Source organism: Mycoplasmopsis arginini (assembly GCF_965278885.1).
Classification (GTDB): Bacteria; Bacillota_I; Bacilli_A; order Mycoplasmatales; family Metamycoplasmataceae; genus Metamycoplasma; species Metamycoplasma arginini_B.
Window position 1 is genome coordinate 106864 of sequence record NZ_CBDIHE010000002.1, and the last position, 21310, is coordinate 128173.

At 25.6% G+C, this 21310-nt stretch carries 21 protein-coding genes and 1 rRNA gene; 18 read left to right on the top strand and 4 right to left on the bottom strand.

Features of this window, described 5'->3' with window-relative positions; all coding sequences use genetic code 4:
- Nucleotides 1-11 precede the first annotated feature (11 nt).
- From ACQW0Y_RS01065 to ACQW0Y_RS01080, 4 genes are all read right to left on the bottom strand, one after another.
- Nucleotides 12-1934, bottom strand: a complete 1923-nt coding sequence (locus ACQW0Y_RS01065; protein WP_427867356.1) for a DNA gyrase/topoisomerase IV subunit B — start codon at nucleotides 1932-1934, stop codon at nucleotides 12-14.
- 67 nt (nucleotides 1935-2001) lie between these two features.
- Nucleotides 2002-2403 (bottom strand): hypothetical protein, encoded by a 402-nt coding sequence (locus tag ACQW0Y_RS01070; RefSeq protein ID WP_427867357.1) that lies wholly within the window; start codon nucleotides 2401-2403, stop codon nucleotides 2002-2004.
- 25 nt (nucleotides 2404-2428) lie between these two features.
- Nucleotides 2429-3583, bottom strand: a complete 1155-nt coding sequence (gene thiI, locus ACQW0Y_RS01075) for a tRNA uracil 4-sulfurtransferase ThiI (RefSeq protein ID WP_427867358.1) — start codon at nucleotides 3581-3583, stop codon at nucleotides 2429-2431.
- 3 nt (nucleotides 3584-3586) lie between these two features.
- Nucleotides 3587-5095 (bottom strand): hypothetical protein, encoded by a 1509-nt coding sequence (locus ACQW0Y_RS01080; protein ID WP_427867359.1) that lies wholly within the window; start codon nucleotides 5093-5095, stop codon nucleotides 3587-3589.
- Nucleotides 5096-5274: 179 nt separating this feature from the next.
- On the opposite strand from ACQW0Y_RS01080, the gene rpmG reads away from it, so the two are divergent.
- The 18 genes from rpmG to ACQW0Y_RS01170 all read left to right on the top strand — a co-directional run.
- Entirely contained in the window at nucleotides 5275-5421 is a 147-nt protein-coding gene (gene rpmG / locus ACQW0Y_RS01085; protein WP_004416875.1) for a 50S ribosomal protein L33, read from the top strand.
- 1 nt (nucleotide 5422) lies between these two features.
- Entirely contained in the window at nucleotides 5423-5713 is a 291-nt protein-coding gene (gene secE, locus ACQW0Y_RS01090; protein ID WP_051994788.1) for a preprotein translocase subunit SecE, read from the top strand.
- Between the two features lie 9 nt (nucleotides 5714-5722).
- The gene (gene nusG / locus ACQW0Y_RS01095; protein ID WP_427867360.1) at nucleotides 5723-6301 is read left to right on the top strand and encodes a transcription termination/antitermination protein NusG; all 579 of its coding nucleotides are present in this window, start codon (nucleotides 5723-5725) and stop codon (nucleotides 6299-6301) included.
- A 56-nt stretch (nucleotides 6302-6357) separates the two neighbouring features.
- A complete protein-coding gene (locus ACQW0Y_RS01100) occupies nucleotides 6358-7035 on the top strand; it encodes a variable surface lipoprotein (RefSeq protein ID WP_427867361.1) in 678 nt (225 codons plus the stop codon).
- A 72-nt stretch (nucleotides 7036-7107) separates the two neighbouring features.
- A complete protein-coding gene (gene tsaE / locus ACQW0Y_RS01105; protein WP_427867362.1) occupies nucleotides 7108-8067 on the top strand; it encodes a tRNA (adenosine(37)-N6)-threonylcarbamoyltransferase complex ATPase subunit type 1 TsaE in 960 nt (319 codons plus the stop codon).
- Nucleotides 8067-9011, top strand: a complete 945-nt coding sequence (gene tsaD / locus ACQW0Y_RS01110) for a tRNA (adenosine(37)-N6)-threonylcarbamoyltransferase complex transferase subunit TsaD (protein ID WP_427867363.1) — start codon at nucleotides 8067-8069, stop codon at nucleotides 9009-9011. The genes tsaE and tsaD overlap by 1 nt, the downstream gene beginning before the upstream one ends.
- Nucleotides 8992-9564 carry a ribosome biogenesis GTP-binding protein YihA/YsxC gene (yihA, locus tag ACQW0Y_RS01115; RefSeq protein ID WP_427867364.1) on the top strand — a complete coding sequence of 191 codons (573 nt, stop codon included), beginning with the start codon at nucleotides 8992-8994 and terminating at the stop codon, nucleotides 9562-9564. The genes tsaD and yihA overlap by 20 nt, the downstream gene beginning before the upstream one ends.
- 117 nt (nucleotides 9565-9681) lie before the next feature.
- Nucleotides 9682-11652, top strand: coding sequence for a DHH family phosphoesterase (locus ACQW0Y_RS01120; RefSeq protein WP_427867365.1), 1971 nt, complete (start codon nucleotides 9682-9684; stop codon nucleotides 11650-11652).
- Nucleotides 11633-12070 carry a 50S ribosomal protein L9 gene (gene rplI, locus ACQW0Y_RS01125; protein WP_004416895.1) on the top strand — a complete coding sequence of 146 codons (438 nt, stop codon included), beginning with the start codon at nucleotides 11633-11635 and terminating at the stop codon, nucleotides 12068-12070. The genes ACQW0Y_RS01120 and rplI overlap by 20 nt, the downstream gene beginning before the upstream one ends.
- A 36-nt stretch (nucleotides 12071-12106) precedes the next feature.
- Nucleotides 12107-13540: a replicative DNA helicase gene (gene dnaB / locus ACQW0Y_RS01130; protein ID WP_427867366.1), complete on the top strand. Its 1434-nt coding sequence runs from the start codon at nucleotides 12107-12109 to the stop codon at nucleotides 13538-13540.
- Nucleotides 13540-14916, top strand: a complete 1377-nt coding sequence (locus ACQW0Y_RS01135; RefSeq protein WP_427867367.1) for a YitT family protein — start codon at nucleotides 13540-13542, stop codon at nucleotides 14914-14916. The genes dnaB and ACQW0Y_RS01135 overlap by 1 nt, the downstream gene beginning before the upstream one ends.
- Nucleotides 14917-15013: 97 nt before the next feature.
- On the top strand, nucleotides 15014-16126 hold the full coding sequence (gene mnmA, locus ACQW0Y_RS01140; protein WP_427867368.1) for a tRNA 2-thiouridine(34) synthase MnmA: 1113 nt from the start codon (nucleotides 15014-15016) through the stop codon (nucleotides 16124-16126).
- A 13-nt stretch (nucleotides 16127-16139) separates the two neighbouring features.
- Entirely contained in the window at nucleotides 16140-18800 is a 2661-nt protein-coding gene (gene alaS / locus ACQW0Y_RS01145) for an alanine--tRNA ligase (protein ID WP_427867369.1), read from the top strand.
- Nucleotides 18793-19218, top strand: coding sequence for a Holliday junction resolvase RuvX (ruvX, locus tag ACQW0Y_RS01150; RefSeq protein WP_427867370.1), 426 nt, complete (start codon nucleotides 18793-18795; stop codon nucleotides 19216-19218). Before alaS ends, ruvX begins: the two co-directional genes overlap by 8 nt.
- 3 nt (nucleotides 19219-19221) lie before the next feature.
- Nucleotides 19222-19536, top strand: coding sequence for a hypothetical protein (locus ACQW0Y_RS01155; RefSeq protein WP_004416906.1), 315 nt, complete (start codon nucleotides 19222-19224; stop codon nucleotides 19534-19536).
- 10 nt (nucleotides 19537-19546) lie between these two features.
- Nucleotides 19547-20296 carry a BC85_0335 family putative methyltransferase gene (locus tag ACQW0Y_RS01160; RefSeq protein ID WP_427867371.1) on the top strand — a complete coding sequence of 250 codons (750 nt, stop codon included), beginning with the start codon at nucleotides 19547-19549 and terminating at the stop codon, nucleotides 20294-20296.
- Nucleotides 20286-20756, top strand: coding sequence for a transcription elongation factor GreA (gene greA, locus ACQW0Y_RS01165; protein ID WP_004416908.1), 471 nt, complete (start codon nucleotides 20286-20288; stop codon nucleotides 20754-20756). The genes ACQW0Y_RS01160 and greA overlap by 11 nt, the downstream gene beginning before the upstream one ends.
- A gap of 436 nt (nucleotides 20757-21192) precedes the next feature.
- Nucleotides 21193-21310: ribosomal RNA gene (locus ACQW0Y_RS01170) — 16S ribosomal RNA — on the top strand; the annotation flags it as partial.

The window sequence follows — 21310 nt, forward strand, 5'->3', positions numbered from 1 at the left end:
CCCCCTTTTTTTTATTTTTTGTTTATTTCAAATTCATCAATACTTGAAAAATCAATATTATTGTTAATTCAAGTTTTTCTTGCTTCAGAGTCATCACTCATAAACGTTGTAACATTTCTTTCAGTTAAGCCTTGATGATCAATATTTACCTTAATAATAGACCTTGTTTTAGGATCCATTGTTGTTTCTCATAATTGATCAGCATTCATTTCTCCTAACCCTTTATATCTTTGAATCTCATAGTTATTATATTGTGAAGTAATTTCTCTTAACCCTTCTTCATCCCAGGCATAAAAATGTTTATTATTAGAATTCTTAATTGTAACTTTATATAAAGGAGGCATTGCTATGTAAACCATCCCTGCTTCAATTAATTTCTTCATATATCTTCAGAAAAAAGTTAATAAAAGCATTTGGATATGAGCTCCATCGACATCGGCATCCGTCATAATAATAATTTTTCCGTATTGTGAATTTTTAACATCAAAATCTTCACCAATTCCCGCACCAATTGTATTAATAATTGTTGCTAACTCTTCATTTGCTAAGATGTCAATTAATTTGGCTTTATCGGTATTCATTACTACCCCTCTTAAAGGTAAAATAGCTTGCGTAACACGATCACGCCCCATTTTAGCTGAACCTCCAGCCGAATCCCCTTCGACTAAAAATAATTCTTTAATTGATGCATTCTTAGTTTGGGCAGGAGTTAATTTATTTGAAAGAATTTTTTTATTATCTAATTTATTTTTTACTTTTCTTGCTTCATTTCGAGCATTTCGAGCAGCCATTCTTCCTTCATAGGTTCTTTTAATTTTTTCTATGATTTTATCTGCTTCAGATTTATTTTCATTCAAGAAGAATGTAAATTTTTCACTAAAAAAGTCTTCAACCGATTCTCTTGCTTCAGGAGTTCCTAATTTATCTTTTGTTTGTCCAACAAATTCCAAAATATTTTCAGGAACTTTTAGGGAAACAACAGCAATAATTCCTTCACGGACATCTAGGCCATCAAAATTAATTTTAGTTTTTGAGTTATTATTTTTAGAATATCATTCATTTATAGTTTTAGTTAAAGCAGATTTAAAAGCAGTTTCATGAGTACCACCATCTCTTGTTTTAACATTATTAACAAAAGAGTAAATTGTTTCATTATAGTTTTCTGTATATGCTAACGAGATTTCAATTTCAATCCCGTTTTTTGCAAGTCCAGATGCAAAAAACACAGTACTTATAAATTTTCTTCCTTCACCAACAAAATTAATATACTCTTTAATCCCTTCATTTGTTTGAAATACAATATTTTCATTAGTGTTTTCATTTATGTAATTAATTTTCAAATTAGAAATTAAAAAACTTGCTTCTCTAAGTTTTTCTTTAACAGTATCAGATGAGAATTTTGCTTTCTTAAAAATATCATAGTTTGGTCAAAATTGTACTTTAGTTCCTTGTTTTAATGTTGGCCCGATAATTGAAGTTTTTTGAGTAATCTTTTCTTGTTGGAAAGCAGTAAAATACTCTTTTTTATCACGATAAACAGTGACTTCCATCTTTGAACTAAGTGCATTAACTACAGAAGATCCAACTCCGTGTAACCCTCCACTAGTTTTGTAAGCCCCTTCTCCAAATTTTCCACCAGCATGTAATTCAGTAAAAACCAATTCTACACCAGTTTTACCTGATTCATGTTTGCTAACAGGAACTCCTCGACCATTATCCTCGACGATTACTGAACCGTCTTTTTTTAGAATAACTTTAATATTATTTGCAAAACCCGCTAAGGCTTCATCAATTGCATTATCAACAATTTCTCAAATTAAATGGTGTAAACCATTTGAATCTGTTGACCCTATATACATCCCAGGTCTTTTAATAACAGCATCTAATCCTTTTAAAACTTTTAAATCTTTTGCTTCATAATTGGTTGTGTTCATAAATTTAATTATATATATTTTGATTATATTTTATTAAATATAAAAAATAAAGCACTATCAAAGTGCTTTAAAGTCTTATGTTTTTATTGTTTTCTTCAAAATATTCATTAGCCATTTCAATATCACTTTGCAATATTTTTTCGCCTAAATAAAATTTAGCGGTATTGTAAACTTTTTGACTTTGAGTTACTCTATAAATCTTTAAGAATGATTTTTTAACAATAATTCTCATTACTATAAAAACTATAATAAATACTATTGTTAAAAAAGCTGTAATACCACAAATAATTATAAAGGTAGTAAATGTTTTAAATGAAGCAGTTGAAGCATGAAGACCAAAATATAAACCCCAACCAAAAAGTAAAGATATTGGAATAACTATTAAAAAAGTAAAAAGCACTATATATGCAATATAAAACTTTTTTAATTTAGGATAATCTTTTAATTTGTCTGATAATTTTTTTCCCATTTAAATTACCTCCAAGTTAAATATTTTATAATATAAATTTTTTAATTTCTACTTGTTCAATAATTTCGTTTTCAATTTTTTCAATTTGATCTAACTCATTTTCTAATTTTTTAGCTTCTTCTCTTGTTGGTTTCGTTACTGGAAAGTGTGGGGCAAAAATTTCACATGTTTCACAAGCTTTTTGTATTGAAATTTCCATAGTGCCTAGTTTTTCTGCTATTTTAATTGTCTCATTTTTATCAAAAGTTAATAATGGTCGAAAAATTGGTAAATTGCAAACTTCTGAAATAGTATAAATAGATTCTAATGTTTGTGAAGCAACCTGTGCTAAATTCTCACCATTGGATAAAGCTTTAATATTATATTTTTCCGCTATTTTTTGTGCAATACGATAGAAACTACGACGCATTAATGTAATTTTGTATTTTTGATTTGATACCAATCCAATATAGTTCATAAGTTTTGTATAGTTAATTTGAAATAAAGTACTTGAACCTTGATATTTGGTTAAATTTTGAATTATTTGATCTATTTTTTGAGTTGTTTTTTCATCAGTATGTGGTGGAGTTATAAAATTTAGAAAAGCAACTTTTAAACCTCGTTTTTGCAATAAATTAGCAGCGACTGGAGAATCAATTCCACCACTAATTAAGTGTAAAACTCTCCCAGAAGAAGATACTGGCATCCCTCCTAGTCCGTCAATATAATTACTGAAAACATAAGTATATTTATCTCTAACTTCAATATAGATAAATAGATCAGCATTAGTTAAATCGACTGTCTTATTTTCAAAATTATCTAAAATCAATCCACCAAAATGCATATTTAATTCTGAAGATGTCAACTTATAATTCTTATTATGTCTTCTTGCCTTAATTGCAAAAGATTTAAAAATATTTTCTCCGGCAATTTTTAATACTAATTTTTCAATGTCTTTTAATTCATTTGAAGTTTTATAAACAATTGAATAAGATGAAATTCCAAAAATGTATTTTAATGAATTTAAATTACTTTCAGAAAATTTACAAAAAGCCCTGTCATACTCAATTTTTAATTCATTTTTTGGAATGTACAATTCTAAATTTTTTCTTAATTGATTTATAAAATCTTTCTTATTTTCACCTTTAAGTGTTAACTCTCCATATCTTATTAAAATTTCTTTTTCTTCTATGTTGTTCATTTTTTACTTCCTTTTATTTTTTGTTATTAATTCAATTGTTTTATGAATAACTTCATCGTATTTCTTTTGATAAAAAAAGTTTATTATTTCAATATTTTCTTTATGATATAAATTTTTAGTTAAAAAATTAAAATTCTTAACTAAGTAACTTGCAATTTTTATTTTTAAATTTAATAATAAAATTTTAGTTTTTATATTTTTTATTAATAATAATAAAAATTCTTGATTTTCAAAATTATTAGCATCAACAAAACTTAAATATTTCTTTTGATATTTAATTATCTCTTTATCTATTTCATAATTAAAATCATGAAATGAAAAAGCTTGTAAATATTTATTATTAATTTCTTCTTTAAAATTATTAGAATTAATAGCACTTTTATTTTTTAATAAAGAATTTTGAATTTTTAGAATTTCTTTTGCTTTGTTAAGTAAATAATTTAACTCATTTAATTTATTATAGAAAGAAACATTAGTAACCTTATCAAGGTTTTTAGTTTTTATAAAGTCAAAATAAATATATTCATTATTATAAAAATCATTACTTAATTTAATATATTGGTAATGGATATTGTTTGTTTTTAACAATTCACGATGATTATTGTCAATTTCATCTAGCAATTTCAATATTTTTCCCTGATTTTCAGTAAGTTTAAAAATACTTTGTAATTCATTATTAACCAGTTGAGATTTTTCATAAATTTCTTTTGATAATAAAATGATTGTGTCTTCAAAAAAGTCTCTTCATTTTAAAACATCACTTTTATTAAGGTTTTCTTTTAAAGTATCTATTTTATTTGAAATAGAATTTAAAAAATCATTTTTTAAAATTTGTTGAAAAATAGTAGGAAATTTTTTACTTTCTTTAATTAAATCATTTAAAAAAATAAATGGTATTTCAATATTTTTTTCAACAAAATCAATGATTGATAAACCATTTTCAATGTATGAAACAAAGTAGGTTAATTCCTTATTAAATTCTTCTTTTTTGTAAGCTAATTTTAAACAATCTAATAAATCAAAATCTAAAACATCAAGCTCTTCTACAAAAAAAATAATTCTATTTAGTCTTTTATTTATTTCATCTCTATTTTTTTCAATAAAACTATTGTTTTTATTATTCTTTAAAATTTTTACAATATTACTAATAATATTATTACTTTTATTAATAAAGTTTAATACATCTAAAACTTCTTTACTTTTAGTCTCAATAAGTGATCACTTTTTAGTATTTTTAATTTTAATTTTAATTGATTTCAAATATACTTTTATTTTTTTATAAATATTATTAAAATCTGATTTTTTAAATTTTTTTGATTCAAAAATGCGAATTAACTTATCATATTCAACTATCACATTTGAATAAATAGACTCAATTTCAAAAATATTTTCTGCACAACTTTTTTCTAATTTCTTATATTGTGAATTTTTTTTAGAAAGTTCATGAAATTGATCATTTATCTTATTTAATTTTTTTAAATAAATTTCAATTTTATTAATTTGTTTTTTCACGTATTTAATTTTATTTTTTTCTAATACAGAAAAGTAATAGATAGCCACTGAAAAAAGCATTAAAACTCAAAACCAATTTTTTCACATGATTATAAATTATATTTAATTAATATAAAAAGTAAATTAATATTAATATTAATATTTGCTAATATCAATAAAAAAAATATATAATTACACTTATGAAAAAACAAAAGAAAGTTTCATTAGCATGTCAAAATTGCTTACATAAAAATTATTCAGTTAATAAAAGTAATGAACAAAGATTAGAAATTAAAAAGTTTTGTAAACATTGTAATGTTCAAACACTTCACAAAGAGGAAAAATAAAATGGAAGATAAAAAAACATTGTCAGATCAAGAAAAAAAGCTTGAGAAAGAAAGAATTAAAAAAGAAAAACAGTTATTAAAAAATCGAAAAAAAGAAGAAGCAAAAGAAACAAAACTTTACACTTTTAGAAATTTAGGTAAAGAAATTAAAAGAGTTGTTTGACCTAAACATTCTAAGGCTTGAAAATGATTTGGAATTACTATTGCTTTCTTAGTAATTATGGCTTTATTTTGTTTTTTAGTGTCACTTGGATTTACAGGTTTATGAAATGTAGTAGGAATAAAATCGTAGGAGGAAAAAATGCATTCAGATTATAAATGATATATGATATCTACCGTTTCTGGTAAAGAAGATAATGTTATTGAAGCATTAAAAAATAAGATAAGTTCAAAAAAAATGGAGGATTTTTTTAAAGATATAAGAATATTTAAAATGCCTCACCTTTCAAATAAAGAACTTCAAAAGAAAAGTAGAGGTGAAGAGTATATTGTAAAATATGTAAATATTTATAAAGGTTACATTTTTTTAAATATGATTATGAGTGACGAGTCTTGATATTTGGTTCGTAATACTCAATATGTTACTGGGTTAATTGGATCTTCTGGTAAAGGAGCTAAACCAACTCCTATAAGTGAAAGTACATTTGAAAAAATGATTGAAAAGGAAAGAATTTTAACCGAAAAATTTGCAGCTGGCGATATTGAAACAGCTTTTAAAGAAGGTATTATGGTTAAAATTAAGAGCGGAATTTATAAAGATGAAGTTGGTGAAATAATTAGAAATGATGATATTGAACAAAAAGCATTTGTTAATATTGAACAATTTGGAAGAAAAGTTCCTACAGAATTTTCACACCAAGATTTAGAAATATGCTCATAGTTTTGCATATTTTTTAATTTAAGAATAATTAATTTTTAATTTTAAGGAAAGAAATTATGAAAAAGTCAAAAAAAATTTTACTAGGTTTAGTTAGTGCATCAACTTTTGCTTTACCTTTAGTTGCTATTTCATGTACTGACTACAAAACAGAATTGGAAAAAGAAGTGCAAATTGCTAAACAACAACTATCAAATGTTGAGTTTGCCGATGATTTTGAAACACAATTTAAAGCTGAAATAATAAAGGCTGAAAATGTTCTTAAAAAAGAAAATGTTGAAGCGGATGAATATCAAAAAGCTTTAAATGAATTTGTAGCAAAAGCAAAAGAAATTTTAAAAAATAACAAAGAAAAAATTGAAGAGTATGTTAAAAATCAAGGACAAGTTTTTCTTGTGTTAAATAGTTTAAAACAATATGCACACGAGCAACTTAAAGGCGATAAATATAAGACTTTAAAAGCAAAACTTGTTGAGAAATATCAAGAAAAAGAAACAGAATTAATAAGCAAAAAGTCTTCTTTTTTCAACCCTGCAGAAACTAAGAAATTTAAAGATGCATTAAATCAGATTTTAGAAGAAATAAAAGCAGAAAAGGAACAATTAGATAATCCTTCAAGTAGTTCATCTTCAACAGAATCTACAGAATCTAATGAATCAACTTCAGAAGGATCAAACGAGGGTTCTGATTCTTCAAGTAAACCTTCAAGCAGTGAAGAAACAACCACAACAGAATAATATTAAATAAAAAGAAGAATCAAATAACAATTAATCTTCTTTTTGTTTTTTATATAATAAGGACTTTTTTTTATGAAAAAAATATTTTATTTTAAAGAACATGAAAGCCTAGATGAATTAGTTTATTATTTATTATCTTTTAAGGATTTAGAAGCTATTTTACTAAATGGTGAATTAGGGGCAGGTAAAACAACGTTAACAGCATCAATCGCAAAAAAATTGAATGAAAAGAAAACTGTTGTATCGCCAACATTCAATACAATGATTTGCTACGATAAAATTATTCATATTGATGCTTATAAATTAAAAGGTGACTTGTTTGCATATGAAGAGTATTTTGAAAATAAATTAGTAATAATTGAATGGGCAAAAAATATTACACATAATTTTAGAAATTACTTTAGTATAAATGTTACTCTCCAAGAAAAAAATGGAGAAGTTTTTCATGTTTTTGAAATTATTGAAAATACTTGCAGACAAGGCCTTTTTATTGAAACATCATTAGAAGATTTTTTTGTAGCATTAATTGAAAATAATAAAATCATAGATTATATTTTAATTGAAAAACTAGTTAAAAAGACTGATTTATTTTTTGAAGAAATAGATAAACTTTTACAAAAAAATAACACTAAGTTAACATATATGAGCGAAATATTTACAACAATTGGACCTGGAAGTTTTACTGGTTCAAGATTAGGATTTGCTTTTGCATCTACTAATAAACAGTTACAAAAAATAGTAGCTAATAATGATATTTCTATTAAAATTGCACCTACTTATGATTTATTTTTTACTCAAACTCAAAAAGATTTAGTTTATATTAAAGCAAATAAGTATAAGGCTTATGAAGTAAGTAAAACAAATGATAAAATAATAATTAATTTATCAGACAAAGTCGATTTAATTGATAAATTCGATTATTCTAATTTTATGAAGAACGTTGATAAATTTTTATCTCAATTTAAGGAAGTTGAAAATGTTTTAGATATTGAACTTATTTATGCTTCAGACCCACAAATAGGAGCTATTTAATGAAAATATTCGCTATCGAAAGTTCACACGATGATACATCTTTTGCGGTTTTAGAAGATAATAAATCAATCTGAATGAAAACAATTTCACAGACAGAAATACATAAAAAATATGGTGGAACAATTCCTGAAATAGCTTCAAGACTTCATGTAAAAAATAGTGCTTTATTAATAGAAGAATTTAAAAATGTAGTTATAAATGGTAAAAATATTTTTCAAGACATTGATTATATCGCTTACACCAAAGAACCGGGGCTTGTTGGTTCGCTTCAAATTGGTTATGTTGTAGCTCAAACTATGGCGAGAATATATTCAAAGCCCATCTTAGGACTTAATCATTTAGAAGGCCACTTTTATTCAGCTTTTATTGAAAAAGAGTTAGAGTTTCCTGCTTTATGTTTATTAGTATCTGGTGGGCATTCACAAATCATGCTTTATAACGATAAAGATAATTTTGAAATAATTGGTGAAACACAAGATGATGCTGTTGGTGAGGTTTATGATAAGGTTGCAAGAAAACTAAATTTAGGCTTTCCTGGAGGTCCTTGCATCGACAAAATATGACAAGAAAATAATGAAAAGTATTTAGGTCATTTTTCAATTCCTCATACCGATAAAGAATTAGATTTTTCTTTCAGTGGTATCAAAACTGCTGTTATTAATCATTACAATAATTTAATTAATCGAAAAGAAGAAATAAACATTGAAAAAATAGCAACAGAATTTCAAAATACAATTATTTTATATTTAAAAAATAATTTTGAAAAAGCAATTTTGAAATTTGCACCAAAATGTATAACCTTAGCGGGTGGTGTTAGCGCTAATAAAGCAATTAGAAACATGGTACTTTCTTTACATCAAAATGTTTACTTACCAAAAATGGAATATACAACCGATAATGCAATGATGATTGCCAGATTAGCCTATGAAAAAGTGAGAAAATAATATGTGAAAATTTATTAAAAGTTCAACTTCACAAGAAAATTGATTAGATGTTTCAAATCATGAAATAGTTTTTTGAGGACGTTCAAATGTTGGAAAATCTTCTTTAATTAATGCGCTAGCAAAAACAAAATTGGCGAAGACCTCTTCAACACCAGGTCGCACTAGACTTATAAATTATTTTGAAACCACTAATCACCAAATCGTTGTAGATTTACCTGGTTATGGTTATGCAAGTATGTCTAAAAAAGATCAGCAAAAAGTAAATGGAATTATTGATCATTATTTTAGAAATTCAGAGATAAGTAAGACAGTTTGTTTTCTTATTGATGCTAAAGTTGGTTTTACGCCAATAGATTTAGAAATGATTGATTATATTAATTTTTTGGGTATTTCTTTTGACATAATAATTACTAAAATTGATAAAGCTAACCAATCGCAAAAACACCGTGTTAAGACCCAAGCCTTAACGTTTAAAAAAGAAATCAATATTTTTCTTGTTTCTTCCGAAAAAAATCTAGGGCTTGAGGATTTGAATGAATATTATAAATTTTAGGTTTTTAAAAGACCTAAAATTTATTTTTATTATCAATTACCTTAAAATTTAAATAAATTTTAGAGCAATAGTAATCAATCCTAATTTTTATATTGCAATTTTTGTATAATTTAAACTATGAAAAACAAGGAAGATAAAAAAAGACTATTATTTTTAATAATTCAAATATTTGCACTTTTTATAATTCCAACCGTAATTTTTTTTGTTGGTTTATTTAGACTTCCAGAAAAATGAAAAATTGCAATAATTGTTTTATATTCACTTTTGGTAATAGGTTTGGGAATTTTTATATTTTTCATTATACGAAAATATTTAAAAGAGTCAGCAATAGCTAATCGCACTTTAAATCAGTATATTCAAAATGAAGTTAGAGACCAAGGAATTGGAACAATAATATTTTTAAATAATGGAAAAATAATTTGAGCAACAGATTTTGTACTTAATAAGTTTGGAAAGTCAATAATTGGTAAAAATATTAAAGACGTTTTTGAAATTGCTGAATGAACTAAAACTAACAATGATTTCATTTTCAGAAAAAATGACTACGAGTATGAGGTTCACGTTAGTTTTGAAAAGAATATCGTAGCAATAAAAGACGTTACTATTCAAAGCAGTTTATTAAGCGACTACAAAAAACAAAGAGTAGTTTTTGGTGAACTCCACATTGATAACATGAACTTATATCAAGTTTCTTTAGCTCAAGAAGACCTTTATGCAATATATTCAAATTTTGGATCTTTATTTGACGAAATTTCAAAGAAATACAATATTGTTTATCGTCAATATGAAAATGGTCGTTTCTTTGTTTTAACTAACCAAGAAACATTAGAACAATTTGAAAAAACTAATTTTGATGCATTTAACCAGTTAAAAAATAAAAACATTCATAAAGGGATAACTTTGACTTTATCTGGAGGTTTTTCATATGGTATTTTTAAATTTGAAACTTTAGATAAATTAGCGAAAGAAGCTTTATTACAATCTAAAACTCGTGGTGGAGATCAAATAACTGTTTTAACCAAAAATGAAAAACCAAGATATTATGGAACTAGCTCAGAAATTAATATAAATATGTCACGTACAAATGTTAGTTACATTGCAAATATCCTAATTAATAAACTAAAATCTCGAAACATTAATAAAGTTATAATATACGGGCATAAAAATGCTGACTTGGATGCTTTAGGTTCAGCTTGAGGTATTTATAGATTAGCAAGATCTTATGACAAAGAAGCATATATTCAAAATAAGACTTTTGATGAAACAACACAAAGAGTATACGATCGTTTAACCCCATTAGAAAAACAAGTATTTATTTCTTCAAAAGAGGCAACAAGTTTAAATGATAAAAAAACATTAGTTGTTATTTGTGATGTTTCTGATGAGACAAGAATCGAAAATCAATATGCTTTTAAAGAAATTGAGAAAGATAATATTATTATTCTTGATCACCATAGAATTGGAGCAAACCCTACTTATGCTTTTAGGGAAAATTCTTATATTGACTCTTCAGCATCTTCTGCTTCTGAAATAGTTACAGAAATAATTGCGATTTCAAATAATGGTGACAAAATTGATGATGTTACTGCTCAACATTTATTAAATGGAATTTATTTAGATACTAATAATTTTCAAAAGCAAACAAGTTCTAAAACATTTTCAGCTGCCGCGTTATTAGAAATGTGAGGCGCAAAAATTTCCGTTTCAGTTAATACATTAAAATTAGATGAAGAAGTTTTTGAACAAGTTTTTGAATTATTAGAAAATTTAAAAGAAGTAAAACCAGGTTATTTTTTAGCCTATAAAAACATTTCTGTTTCTCCTGACATTATATCAATTGCAGCTGATGAAATTTTAAGAGTAAATGGCAGAAAGGCTGCCTTTGTTGTTGGTAAATTAGCGGGAACAAAAAAATGTAAAATGTCTGCAAGAGGAATTGATACCAACGTTCAATTGATAGCAGAAGCAGTAAATGGCGGCGGTCACTTTGGAACAGCTGCTGCCGAAAGTGACGAAAATATTGAATTATTCGTCGATAATCTTATTCAAGCAATAGTGAGTGTGAAAAATGAAAGTAATAATAATTAAACAATATGACAAATACAAAGTTAATGAAATTGTAGAAATTAATGATGGATTTGCAAAAAACTTTTTAATTAAAAATGGTTATGCACAACCAGTTAATAAACAAACTTTAGCAAATTTAGAAAGAGTAAAACAAAATTTAGCTGATGATTATGCCAAAGAAGTAGCAAAAGCAAAAGAATTAAAAGAAGAGATTGAAAAAGTTACATTGAATTTTTTCTTAAAATCAAATGGCAATGTTGTTCATGGATCAATTACAAATAAAGCAATTGAAAAAGAATTAGCTAAACATAATATTAAAGTTAAGCCACATGCCTTAAGTAAGGATTCATATAATACTTTTGGGAAACATTATATTAATGTTAAACTTCATCAAGAAGTCACTGCAATTTTATTAATCCAAATTTTTGAAGAAAAATAATTGAAATAAAATTTTAAACAAATGAAAGGAAGAAAAATGGATAAAAATTTATTAAGTTCAAGAGAAACAGCAATTGCTAATAATGAAGCATCATTGTTAGGTCTATTATTATCGAGACCAGAAACATATTTAAAAATTGCTGTTTTAATCCGTCCGGAAATGTTTCACTTTAAAAGCCACCAAGTTTTATATACGGCAATTTCTGAAGTGCAGAACAATTCAAAACATTTTGACCTTTCAAACCTTTTAGTTTATTTAGAAGAAAATAAACAATTTGATTTGGTTAGTTCATTTTATATGAGCACACCAGAATACTTAGCATATTTAGCTCAAAATGCTGGTTTTGTTAGCGAAATTGAAGTATATGCTAAAAATATAATTGATCAATACAAAATTGATAAATTAAGCGAATTAATTAAAGAAGTACAAAATACAATCGAGAATAAACCTTATAACATATCTGATCTTTTATCGCAAATTCAATTAGCTTTAATAAATATCGATATTTCTGAAATTGATTCAGCTTATGAAAAAATTGGCGATACCGCTAATAGTATTATGCAACAAATCCTACATAAGGAAGATAGCGAAATAGGTGTTGGTCTTCAATTAGGCTTTCCTGAATTAGATGAATGTCTTTTAGGCTTGAATAAAGGAGATCTAACAATCTTAGCAGCACGGCCAGCAATGGGTAAAACAGCCTTTGCTTTAAATATTGCTAACAATGTTGCTAAACAAGGAAAAACAGTTTTATTTTTCAGTTTAGAAATGTCTAACCCTCAGCTAGTGCAAAGAATGATTTCAATAGATTCAACAGTTCCTATTTATAAACTAAAGACAAAAGAACTAAATATTAATGATCAAAGAAATTTATCTCATACAGTTGATGATATGTCTAATTGAAATATATTTTTAAATGACCGTGCAACACTAAATATTTCTGATATAACAACATTATGTAAAAGATTTGCAAGAAATACAAAAGTAGATTTAGTAATTATCGACTATTTACAATTAATCGGTGATAACTCAAAAAGATCGCAAGAAAATCGTCAACTTGAAGTGGCTAAAATTTCTCGTTCTTTAAAACAATTAGGACGTGAACTTGAATGCCCAATTATTGCTTTAAGTCAGCTAAGTCGAAGTGTTGAAAAAAGAGAAGATAAAACTCCTTTAATTTCTGACTTAAGAGAATCAGGAGCAATTGAGCAGGATGCTGATAGAGTAATTTTTCTTCACCGTGATGATTATTATAAAACTAAGAAAAATGATTTAGGTCCTTCTTCAACTGAGACGAGTAAAGCTGAATCTTTTTCTTCAACAAATATTATTGTTGCAAAAAACCGTCATGGTGCTACTAAAACAATTCAATTAGGTTTTTATCCTGAATTTAATAAGTTTGTTTATGTTTTAAAGAGTTCTAACGAACTTAAAAATAAATATGAACCAAATAGAGTAAAGGAGGATTAGTGGAAAATAAACTAGAAAAATTAAATAAAAATATTGAAAATAAAAAAAATAAGATTAAAGATAAAAAAGCACAATATGAAGCTAAAATGGCTGTTTTAAATCCGCAAAAAGTTAATATTTTCAATATTTGACAAAAGTATCCTAAAAAAGTTATTTGAATGTTAGTTAGTGCTTTTTTATATAACATTGCCTTAACTGTTTTTCTTAAAAAAGCCGCAACAATTGCTTCTGGTACTTCATCTTTAGCACAAATAATCACCTTTACCGCACCAGCAACAGCACAATTTTATGGGTTATTCTATGTACTAGTAAATTTACCTTTAATGTTTGTTTTTTGGAGAATGAATCCAAGAATGTTTATGGTTTTAACATATTATTGAATGCTTTTTCAAGTCATTGTTCAATTAATTTTTATTGAATATAATGGTCGTGGTTCAAACCCTATTGTTAATTTTATTAATCAAAGAATTTCATTTTATAATCCAGTAGGTGAAAGTAATTATTATTGAGATCCATTTGGTTTAGATACAAGAGTAGTAAATCAACTATTTTTAAGTAAAGAAAGAGAACAAATTTTAAAAGTTTTAGAAGGACAAAATTCATCTTTAACTTCTGAAAGTCAAGAAATTGTTGCTTATTTTAAAAACCAATTTTTTGATACAGATTTAAAACAAATTATTTTTAATATAAGAAACATCAAAGATTATCATTTAGATTCTGTTAATTTAGTTCCAAGAATTCTTGAAAATACAAACATCTATGGTGTTTATGATGGTCAAAATTGACCTGTTATTGTTTACTCAATTATTGGGGGAGCTGCTGAAGGTTTTGCTTCAATAGTAGCTTGAAGACAAAGAGGATCAATTGGAGGAACTTCAGTAATTTCTAACTATATAGCCTACAAAAACAAAAAACCAGTTGGTAATGTTTTTCTAATGGTTGCAATTTGTTTTTCATCTTTTTCAACTATAGTTATTGGTTCATTAGAATACACAAGAAATATTACAGGTCACGTTTGAGATTCTGACTTATTTTTAGTAAGAATTTTAGGAACAATTGCTTATTTATTAGTATTTTCAATGTTAGTAAATAAGTTTTATCCAAAATACAAAAAAGTAAAAATTGAGATTTATACAAAACATCCTGAATTGATTGCTGAACAGTTTAAGAAAATCGGTTATGTTCACCCATTTAATATCTTCAATGGTGTTGGTGGATTTAGTCATGATGAATTTGGAAAAATTGAAACAGTTGCTTTATTTTTAGAAAGAGAATTAATTTTAGAAGAAGTTAAAAAAGTAGATAAAACAGCATGAATAACTACTTCTAACATTCATGGTGTTTCAGGTCAATTTGATACTTCATTTGTTGATTAAGAGCCTTTTAAAGGTTCTTTTTTCTTATCTGTTTTTTATAAAATAAATTTTTATTTTATTAAAAAACCTTATAATTTATATATTTTTAAGGAGTAAAATGTCAAAAAAAGTAATTTTAGGAATGAGTGGTGGTGTTGATTCAAGTGTTTGTGCCCATTTACTTTTAGCACAAGGCTATGAAGTCGAAGGCCTTTTCATGCGTAATTGAGATTCATTTTTAAACAATGATTTTTTAGGAAACTCTGATATTAGTCAAGATATTTGTCCTCAAGAACAAGATTACCTTGATGCAAAAGCAGTTGCTGAGCAATTAAATATTAAATTACATCGTGTTGATTTTGTTAAAGAATATTGAGATAACGTTTTTCAATATCTTATTAATGAATACAGAATTGGTAGAACTCCTAATCCTGACATTTTTTGTAATAAATATATTAAGTTTAAATCTTTTGCTGATTATGCATTTAATAATTTAAAAGCAGACTATATAGCTATGGGTCATTATGCAGAAACAAAAGATGGCGAGTTATTTCGGGCCATTGATAGTTCAAAAGATCAATCATACTTTTTATCACAATTAAGTAATAAACAATTAGAAAAAGTTTTGTTTCCACTAGCTAATTTGACTAAAAAAGAAGTTAGAGAAATAGCTAATAATTTAAATCTAAAAACAGCTTCTAAAAAAGACTCAACAGGAATATGTTTTATCGGTGAAAGAAGATTTACACAATTTTTAGAAAATTATATTCCCGCACAACCCGGAAATATTGTTGATATTTTTTCAAATAAAGTTGTTGGAAAACACGTAGGTGCAATGTATTACACAATTGGACAACGAAAAGGTTTAAATCTTGGCGGATTTTCAAAACCATACTTTGTTGTTGGACATAATTTAAATGAAAAAATTATTTATGTTGCCAATGAAGATCATAAAGAATATTTATTATCAGATAAGTTGATTGGAAAAGATTGGAATTTAATAGCAAAAAACTTTGATGCTGATAATTTAACAGCAAAATTTAGATATAGACAAGAAGATATAAAATGTCAAGTTAAAATTTTAGAAAATAATGAAATTGAAGTATTGTATAAAGATACTGAAGCTGTGACTCCAGGTCAACAGGTAGTTATTTATGATGGACCAAAAGTTGTCGGAGCAGCAATTATAGATAAGATATATTACAAAGATAAACAAAAGAAATTTTTATAAAAAAGGAGAAACTATGTTTTCATCTAAACAAATAAGACAAATGTGATTAGATTTTTTTGCATCTAAGCAACACCTAGTGGTTGAATCAAAATCATTAATTCCTCAAAATGACCCCTCACTACTTTGAATTAACTCTGGGGTTGCCACTTTAAAAGATTATTTTAGTGGTAAAAAAGTACCACCTGCAAAAAGAATTACAAACTCACAAAAATCAATTCGTACGAACGATATTGAAAATGTTGGTATTACAGCAAGACACCATACTTTCTTTGAAATGCTAGGTAATTTTTCAATTGGTGATTATTTTAAAAAAGAAGCTATTGCTTTTGGTTATGAATTTATTTTCGATGTTCTAAAACTATCAAAAGATAGAATTTATATTACCTATTTTGAAGAAGATTTAGATACTTATAACCGTTGAGTTGAATTGGGTATTTCAAAAGATCATTTAATTAAAGGAACAAGAGATACAAACTTCTGAGATGTTGGTCAAGGACCTTGTGGACCAGACACTGAAATTTTTTATGATCGTGGTGAAAAATATGACAAACGTGGAATTGAGTTATTAATTAATGATATTGAAAATGATAGATATATTGAAATTTGAAACATTGTTTTTTCTCAATTTAATAATGATGGTGAAAATAATTACACAGAACTAGCAACAAAAAATATCGATACAGGAGCTGGACTTGAAAGAATCACTTCTATATTACAAGATGCCCCAACTAATTTTGATACCGATTTATTTTTACCTATTATCAGAGCAGTAGAAAAACAAACAAATCACCATTACGATATTAATAACTATTTTACAAAAGAACCAAAACAAGCAAAAATTAACACTTGATTCAAAATTATAGCTGATCATATTAGAGCTAGTGTTAATGCAATTAATGATGGTGTAAGCCCTTCAAATGTTGGTAGAGGTTATATTATTCGTCGTTTAATAAGAAGATCATACCGTGCTGGTTTATCATTAGGCATTACTGAAAAATCATTTTTATATAAATTAGTTTCAGTTGTTAAAGATTCTTTAATTTATGATATTGATGTCGAAAACGTTGAAAAAATTATTCGTGATGAAGAAGAGTTATTTGCAAAAACTATTAAAGAAGGTGAAAAACTTTTAGAACACGAATTAGATAAAAAAGGATATATCGATGCAAAAATAGCTTTTAAAATGTTTGATACATATGGATTTCCTATTGAATTAACTGATGAAATTTTAAAAGAAAAGAATATTAAGATTAATTTAGATGAATTTTATGATCATTTAAAGGAACACCAAGAACGTTCACGAGGAAATATTGAAGCTGGAATGCAAAAGGTTATTGACTCGCTTTCTTTAATTGAGGACAAAATTTCTGATTTTATTGGATATGACTTTTTAGAATCAAAATCAAATATTCTATATTTATTAGACGATAAAGAAGCAATTGAAGAAACAAAGGACAATGATTCTATTTCTTATGTAATTTTGGATAAAACTCCATTTTATGCAACAAGTGGGGGACAAAATCATGACTTTGGTTTTATGCTTCAAAACGGTAATAAAATTGAGATTTTAGACGTGTTTAAAGATAAATATTGAAACCATGTTCATGTTGTTAAGGGAATAATTAATAAAAAAGATCCAGTTGAATGTTTTGTTGATAAGGACAAAAGACTTAATTATGCAAGAAACCATAGTTCAACACATATTATGTTTCATGCTTTACGTAAAACATATGTAAATGATATTATTGAACAATTAGGTTCTAATATTCATCCAGAATATTTCACATTTGACTTTGGTTTAGACCATCGTCCAACAAAATCTGAAATTAAACAAATTGAACATATAATGCGTGACTATATTGCTATGTCGGCAAAAAGAAATTACATTATAACATCTGTTAAAAAAGCACAAGAATTAGGTGCTTATATGACAATTGAAGAATCAGAATATCATGATGCTAATAATGTTAGAGTTGTTGAATTTGAAAATATAACTAAAGATTTATGTGGTGGAACTCACGTCGAAAATTCTTCAGTAATCGAAAACTTTAAAATTGTTTCTGTTGATTCAAAAGGTACAGGAATTTACCGTTTAAGAGTTGTTACTTCTGAAAAATTAGTTAATGAATATTTATATAACGAAATTATTGAACAACAAAAACTTTTATCATCATTAATTAAGAATAATAAAGAATTAAAACCTGATTATGATTTAACTTTTGATGTAGATATTCCAGAACTAGCTAATGAAAAAGAAAAAATGCTTGATTATTATGAAAATGTTGAAAATCAAATTAGAGAAGATTATAAAAAATTCTTAAAAGAAAAAAATAATGAAAGTGTGGATATTTCTAACTATAAATCTGAACTAGTTAATAATATTGAAACATTTATTATTATTGAAAAAGATGGTAATTTACTAAGAAAAGCAACTATTCAACTTCGTGAAGCATACCAAAATGCTTTAATAGTTGGATTATCAGAAACTAAAGATAATAATTATTTCTTAATTGTTGCTTCTAAGAAATATGATTCATCAGTAATTTTTAAAAATATAACTAATAAATTAAGTGGTAAAGGTGGGGGGAATAAAATTGTTTCACAAGGATCTATTTTTACCGATAGAAAAGGTGATGATTTGATTAATACTATTAAGGAATTAATTAATGCGTAAATTAGCTTTGGATTTAGGTTCAAAAACTTGTGGTTACGCTATTAGTGATATTAATAATATTATTGTAAGCGGCCTTGAAACATTTAGGTTTGAAGAATGGCATTTTATTGATGTTATTAATCGAACAAAATATTGATTATATGAAAGTCAATATAAAAATGAAATAGATACAATTATTTTAGGCTATCCAACAAGGATGGATTTTTCTAAAAGTGAGAGAACTAAAATGGTTGAAAAATTTAAAGAAAGACTTGAAAAAGCAATTGATATTAATATTGTTTTTCAAGACGAAAGAGAAAGTACAATTTTTGCTGAAAATATTTTATTTGCAGCAGGTTTTAATGGAAAGCAGAGAAAAGCAAAAAAAGATTCTTTAGCTGCTCAAATAATATTGGAAGATTTTTTAAAAAGAGGTTAATTTATGGAAAATAATAAGAGAAATAAGATTTTAGTTTGCAGTCCTGAAAGAGAAATTATTTTAGAAGGTGATGAAAGACTTTGAGTTATTTTTGAAACCGAACAAAATGGTGAAAGATACCTTGTTTTAACAGATAAAGATGGAATAATTCTTACAAAAGAAGTTAATGATAAACTTGAACTAGTTGAAGATGAAGGTGAAGCATCAATTTTATTAGATATGTTAGATTCGTTTTTAGAAGAAAATGAATTAATTGATGAAAATGGTAATTCATTTGAAAACGAATTATTTGAATACGAAGAGGAAATTGAAAATTAATAAATAAAATATGTCAAATTTAAATCATGTGTCCTCAGTTTTTAATGGAGAAAGTAAGCTTTCACATAATGTAAGATTAGGTTTAATAATTTCAATTGTTGTTGTTTTATCAATAGCTATTATTGTTTTAATTCTTAGTTTTGTATATAAAAAGAAAATGGCAAAAAAATATTTGTCACCTAATGAAGAATTAGAAAAAACTAAACTAGCTGAGAAGAATCCTAATTTTGGTATTGTTTTAAACGGAATTAAAAAGTTTTATAATAACAATACAAACGATTTTTTTACTTGTTTTGTTATCAATACAATTTATCTAAATGATTATAAAAATATTTACTTAGAAGATAATGATAATTATTTAGCACTATCAATTTCAAATTTAGCAAACCGCGATGTTATTTTTAATGGTCCTGTTAATGAAAACATAAATAATAATATTAAGAAAGAATTTTCTGATTTAAGTTTTGAAAAAATTACTTTATCTAATAAAATCGAAAACATTTCTGAGTTGATTATTGTGTTAAATTCATCATCACAATTATTGGAAGAATTGATTAAAAGTAAAATTAATTTTCTTGCTGAAAATGGAATAATTATTATTAATAATGATAACCAATACAAAACAAAAACAATTAAAGAAGCATCGTTAATATTTAATTTACGTTATGAAACATTAAAATTCAAAAATAAAAGTGTTATACTTTTAGCAAAAAATAACATCAAAGAAATTGTTGAAGAAGGAGAAAAAAATGGAAGATAAAAAAATTTACTTAACAAAAGAAAGTTTGGAACAATATAAGAAAAGACTAACTTATTTACAAGAAGAAGCAAGACCTTTAGTTATCGAAGAAATTAAAGAAGCAAGAAATCAAGGTGACTTATCGGAAAATGCTGAATATGATGCTGCTCGTGATAAGCAAGCGGCTATTGAGAATGAAATTTTAGAAATTCAACATATTTTAGAAAATGTTGTAATTATCGATGAAGATACTTCAGGCTCACATATTGTTAAAATTGGTTCAACAGTTAAAGCTTTAAATTTAAAAAATAAAGAAGTTTTAACAGTTACAATTGTTGGGGCATTAGATGCCGACCCATTTAGTGGAAAAATTTCAAACACTTCTCCATTAGCAAAAGCAATTTTAGGCCATAAAGTTGATGAAACTGTTGAAGTTGAAGCTGCTCCAAAATATAAAGTTAAAATTGAATCAATTATGTAATATTATTTCTTCGCTTTAATGTTTTTTATAATAATTTAAAAAACCCTAAAAATTTCCATATATATAATATATATAATATAAATATAAGATTATAAGTAGTTTATTTATATATTTAACAAGCTATTTTTTGAAAAATAATTTTTTAAAAAAACACATAAAAATATAAATTTAAACTAATAATAATTTGAAAGGCAAAAACTGCCTTTTTTTATTTTATTTTTTTATAAATAAATAATAAAAATGCTATATAATTAAACAGTACTTATTTTAAAGCTTGACTTTTATAAAAAAATATTAATTTTTTAAAACAAAAATTTAAAATAGTGTATACTTCTAAAAGTGCACATTTTTTTGTGCCCTAGATAGTTCTTTGAAAACTGGATACGAATACCATAACGTCAATTTTAATTTTAAATAACATATAATAACCAAATCAAATTTTAAGAGTTTGATCCTGGCTCAGGATGAACGCTGGCTGTGTGCCTAATACATGCATGTCGAGCGAGGTTCTTTTGAACCTAGCGGCGAATGGGTGAGTAACACGTGCTTAATCT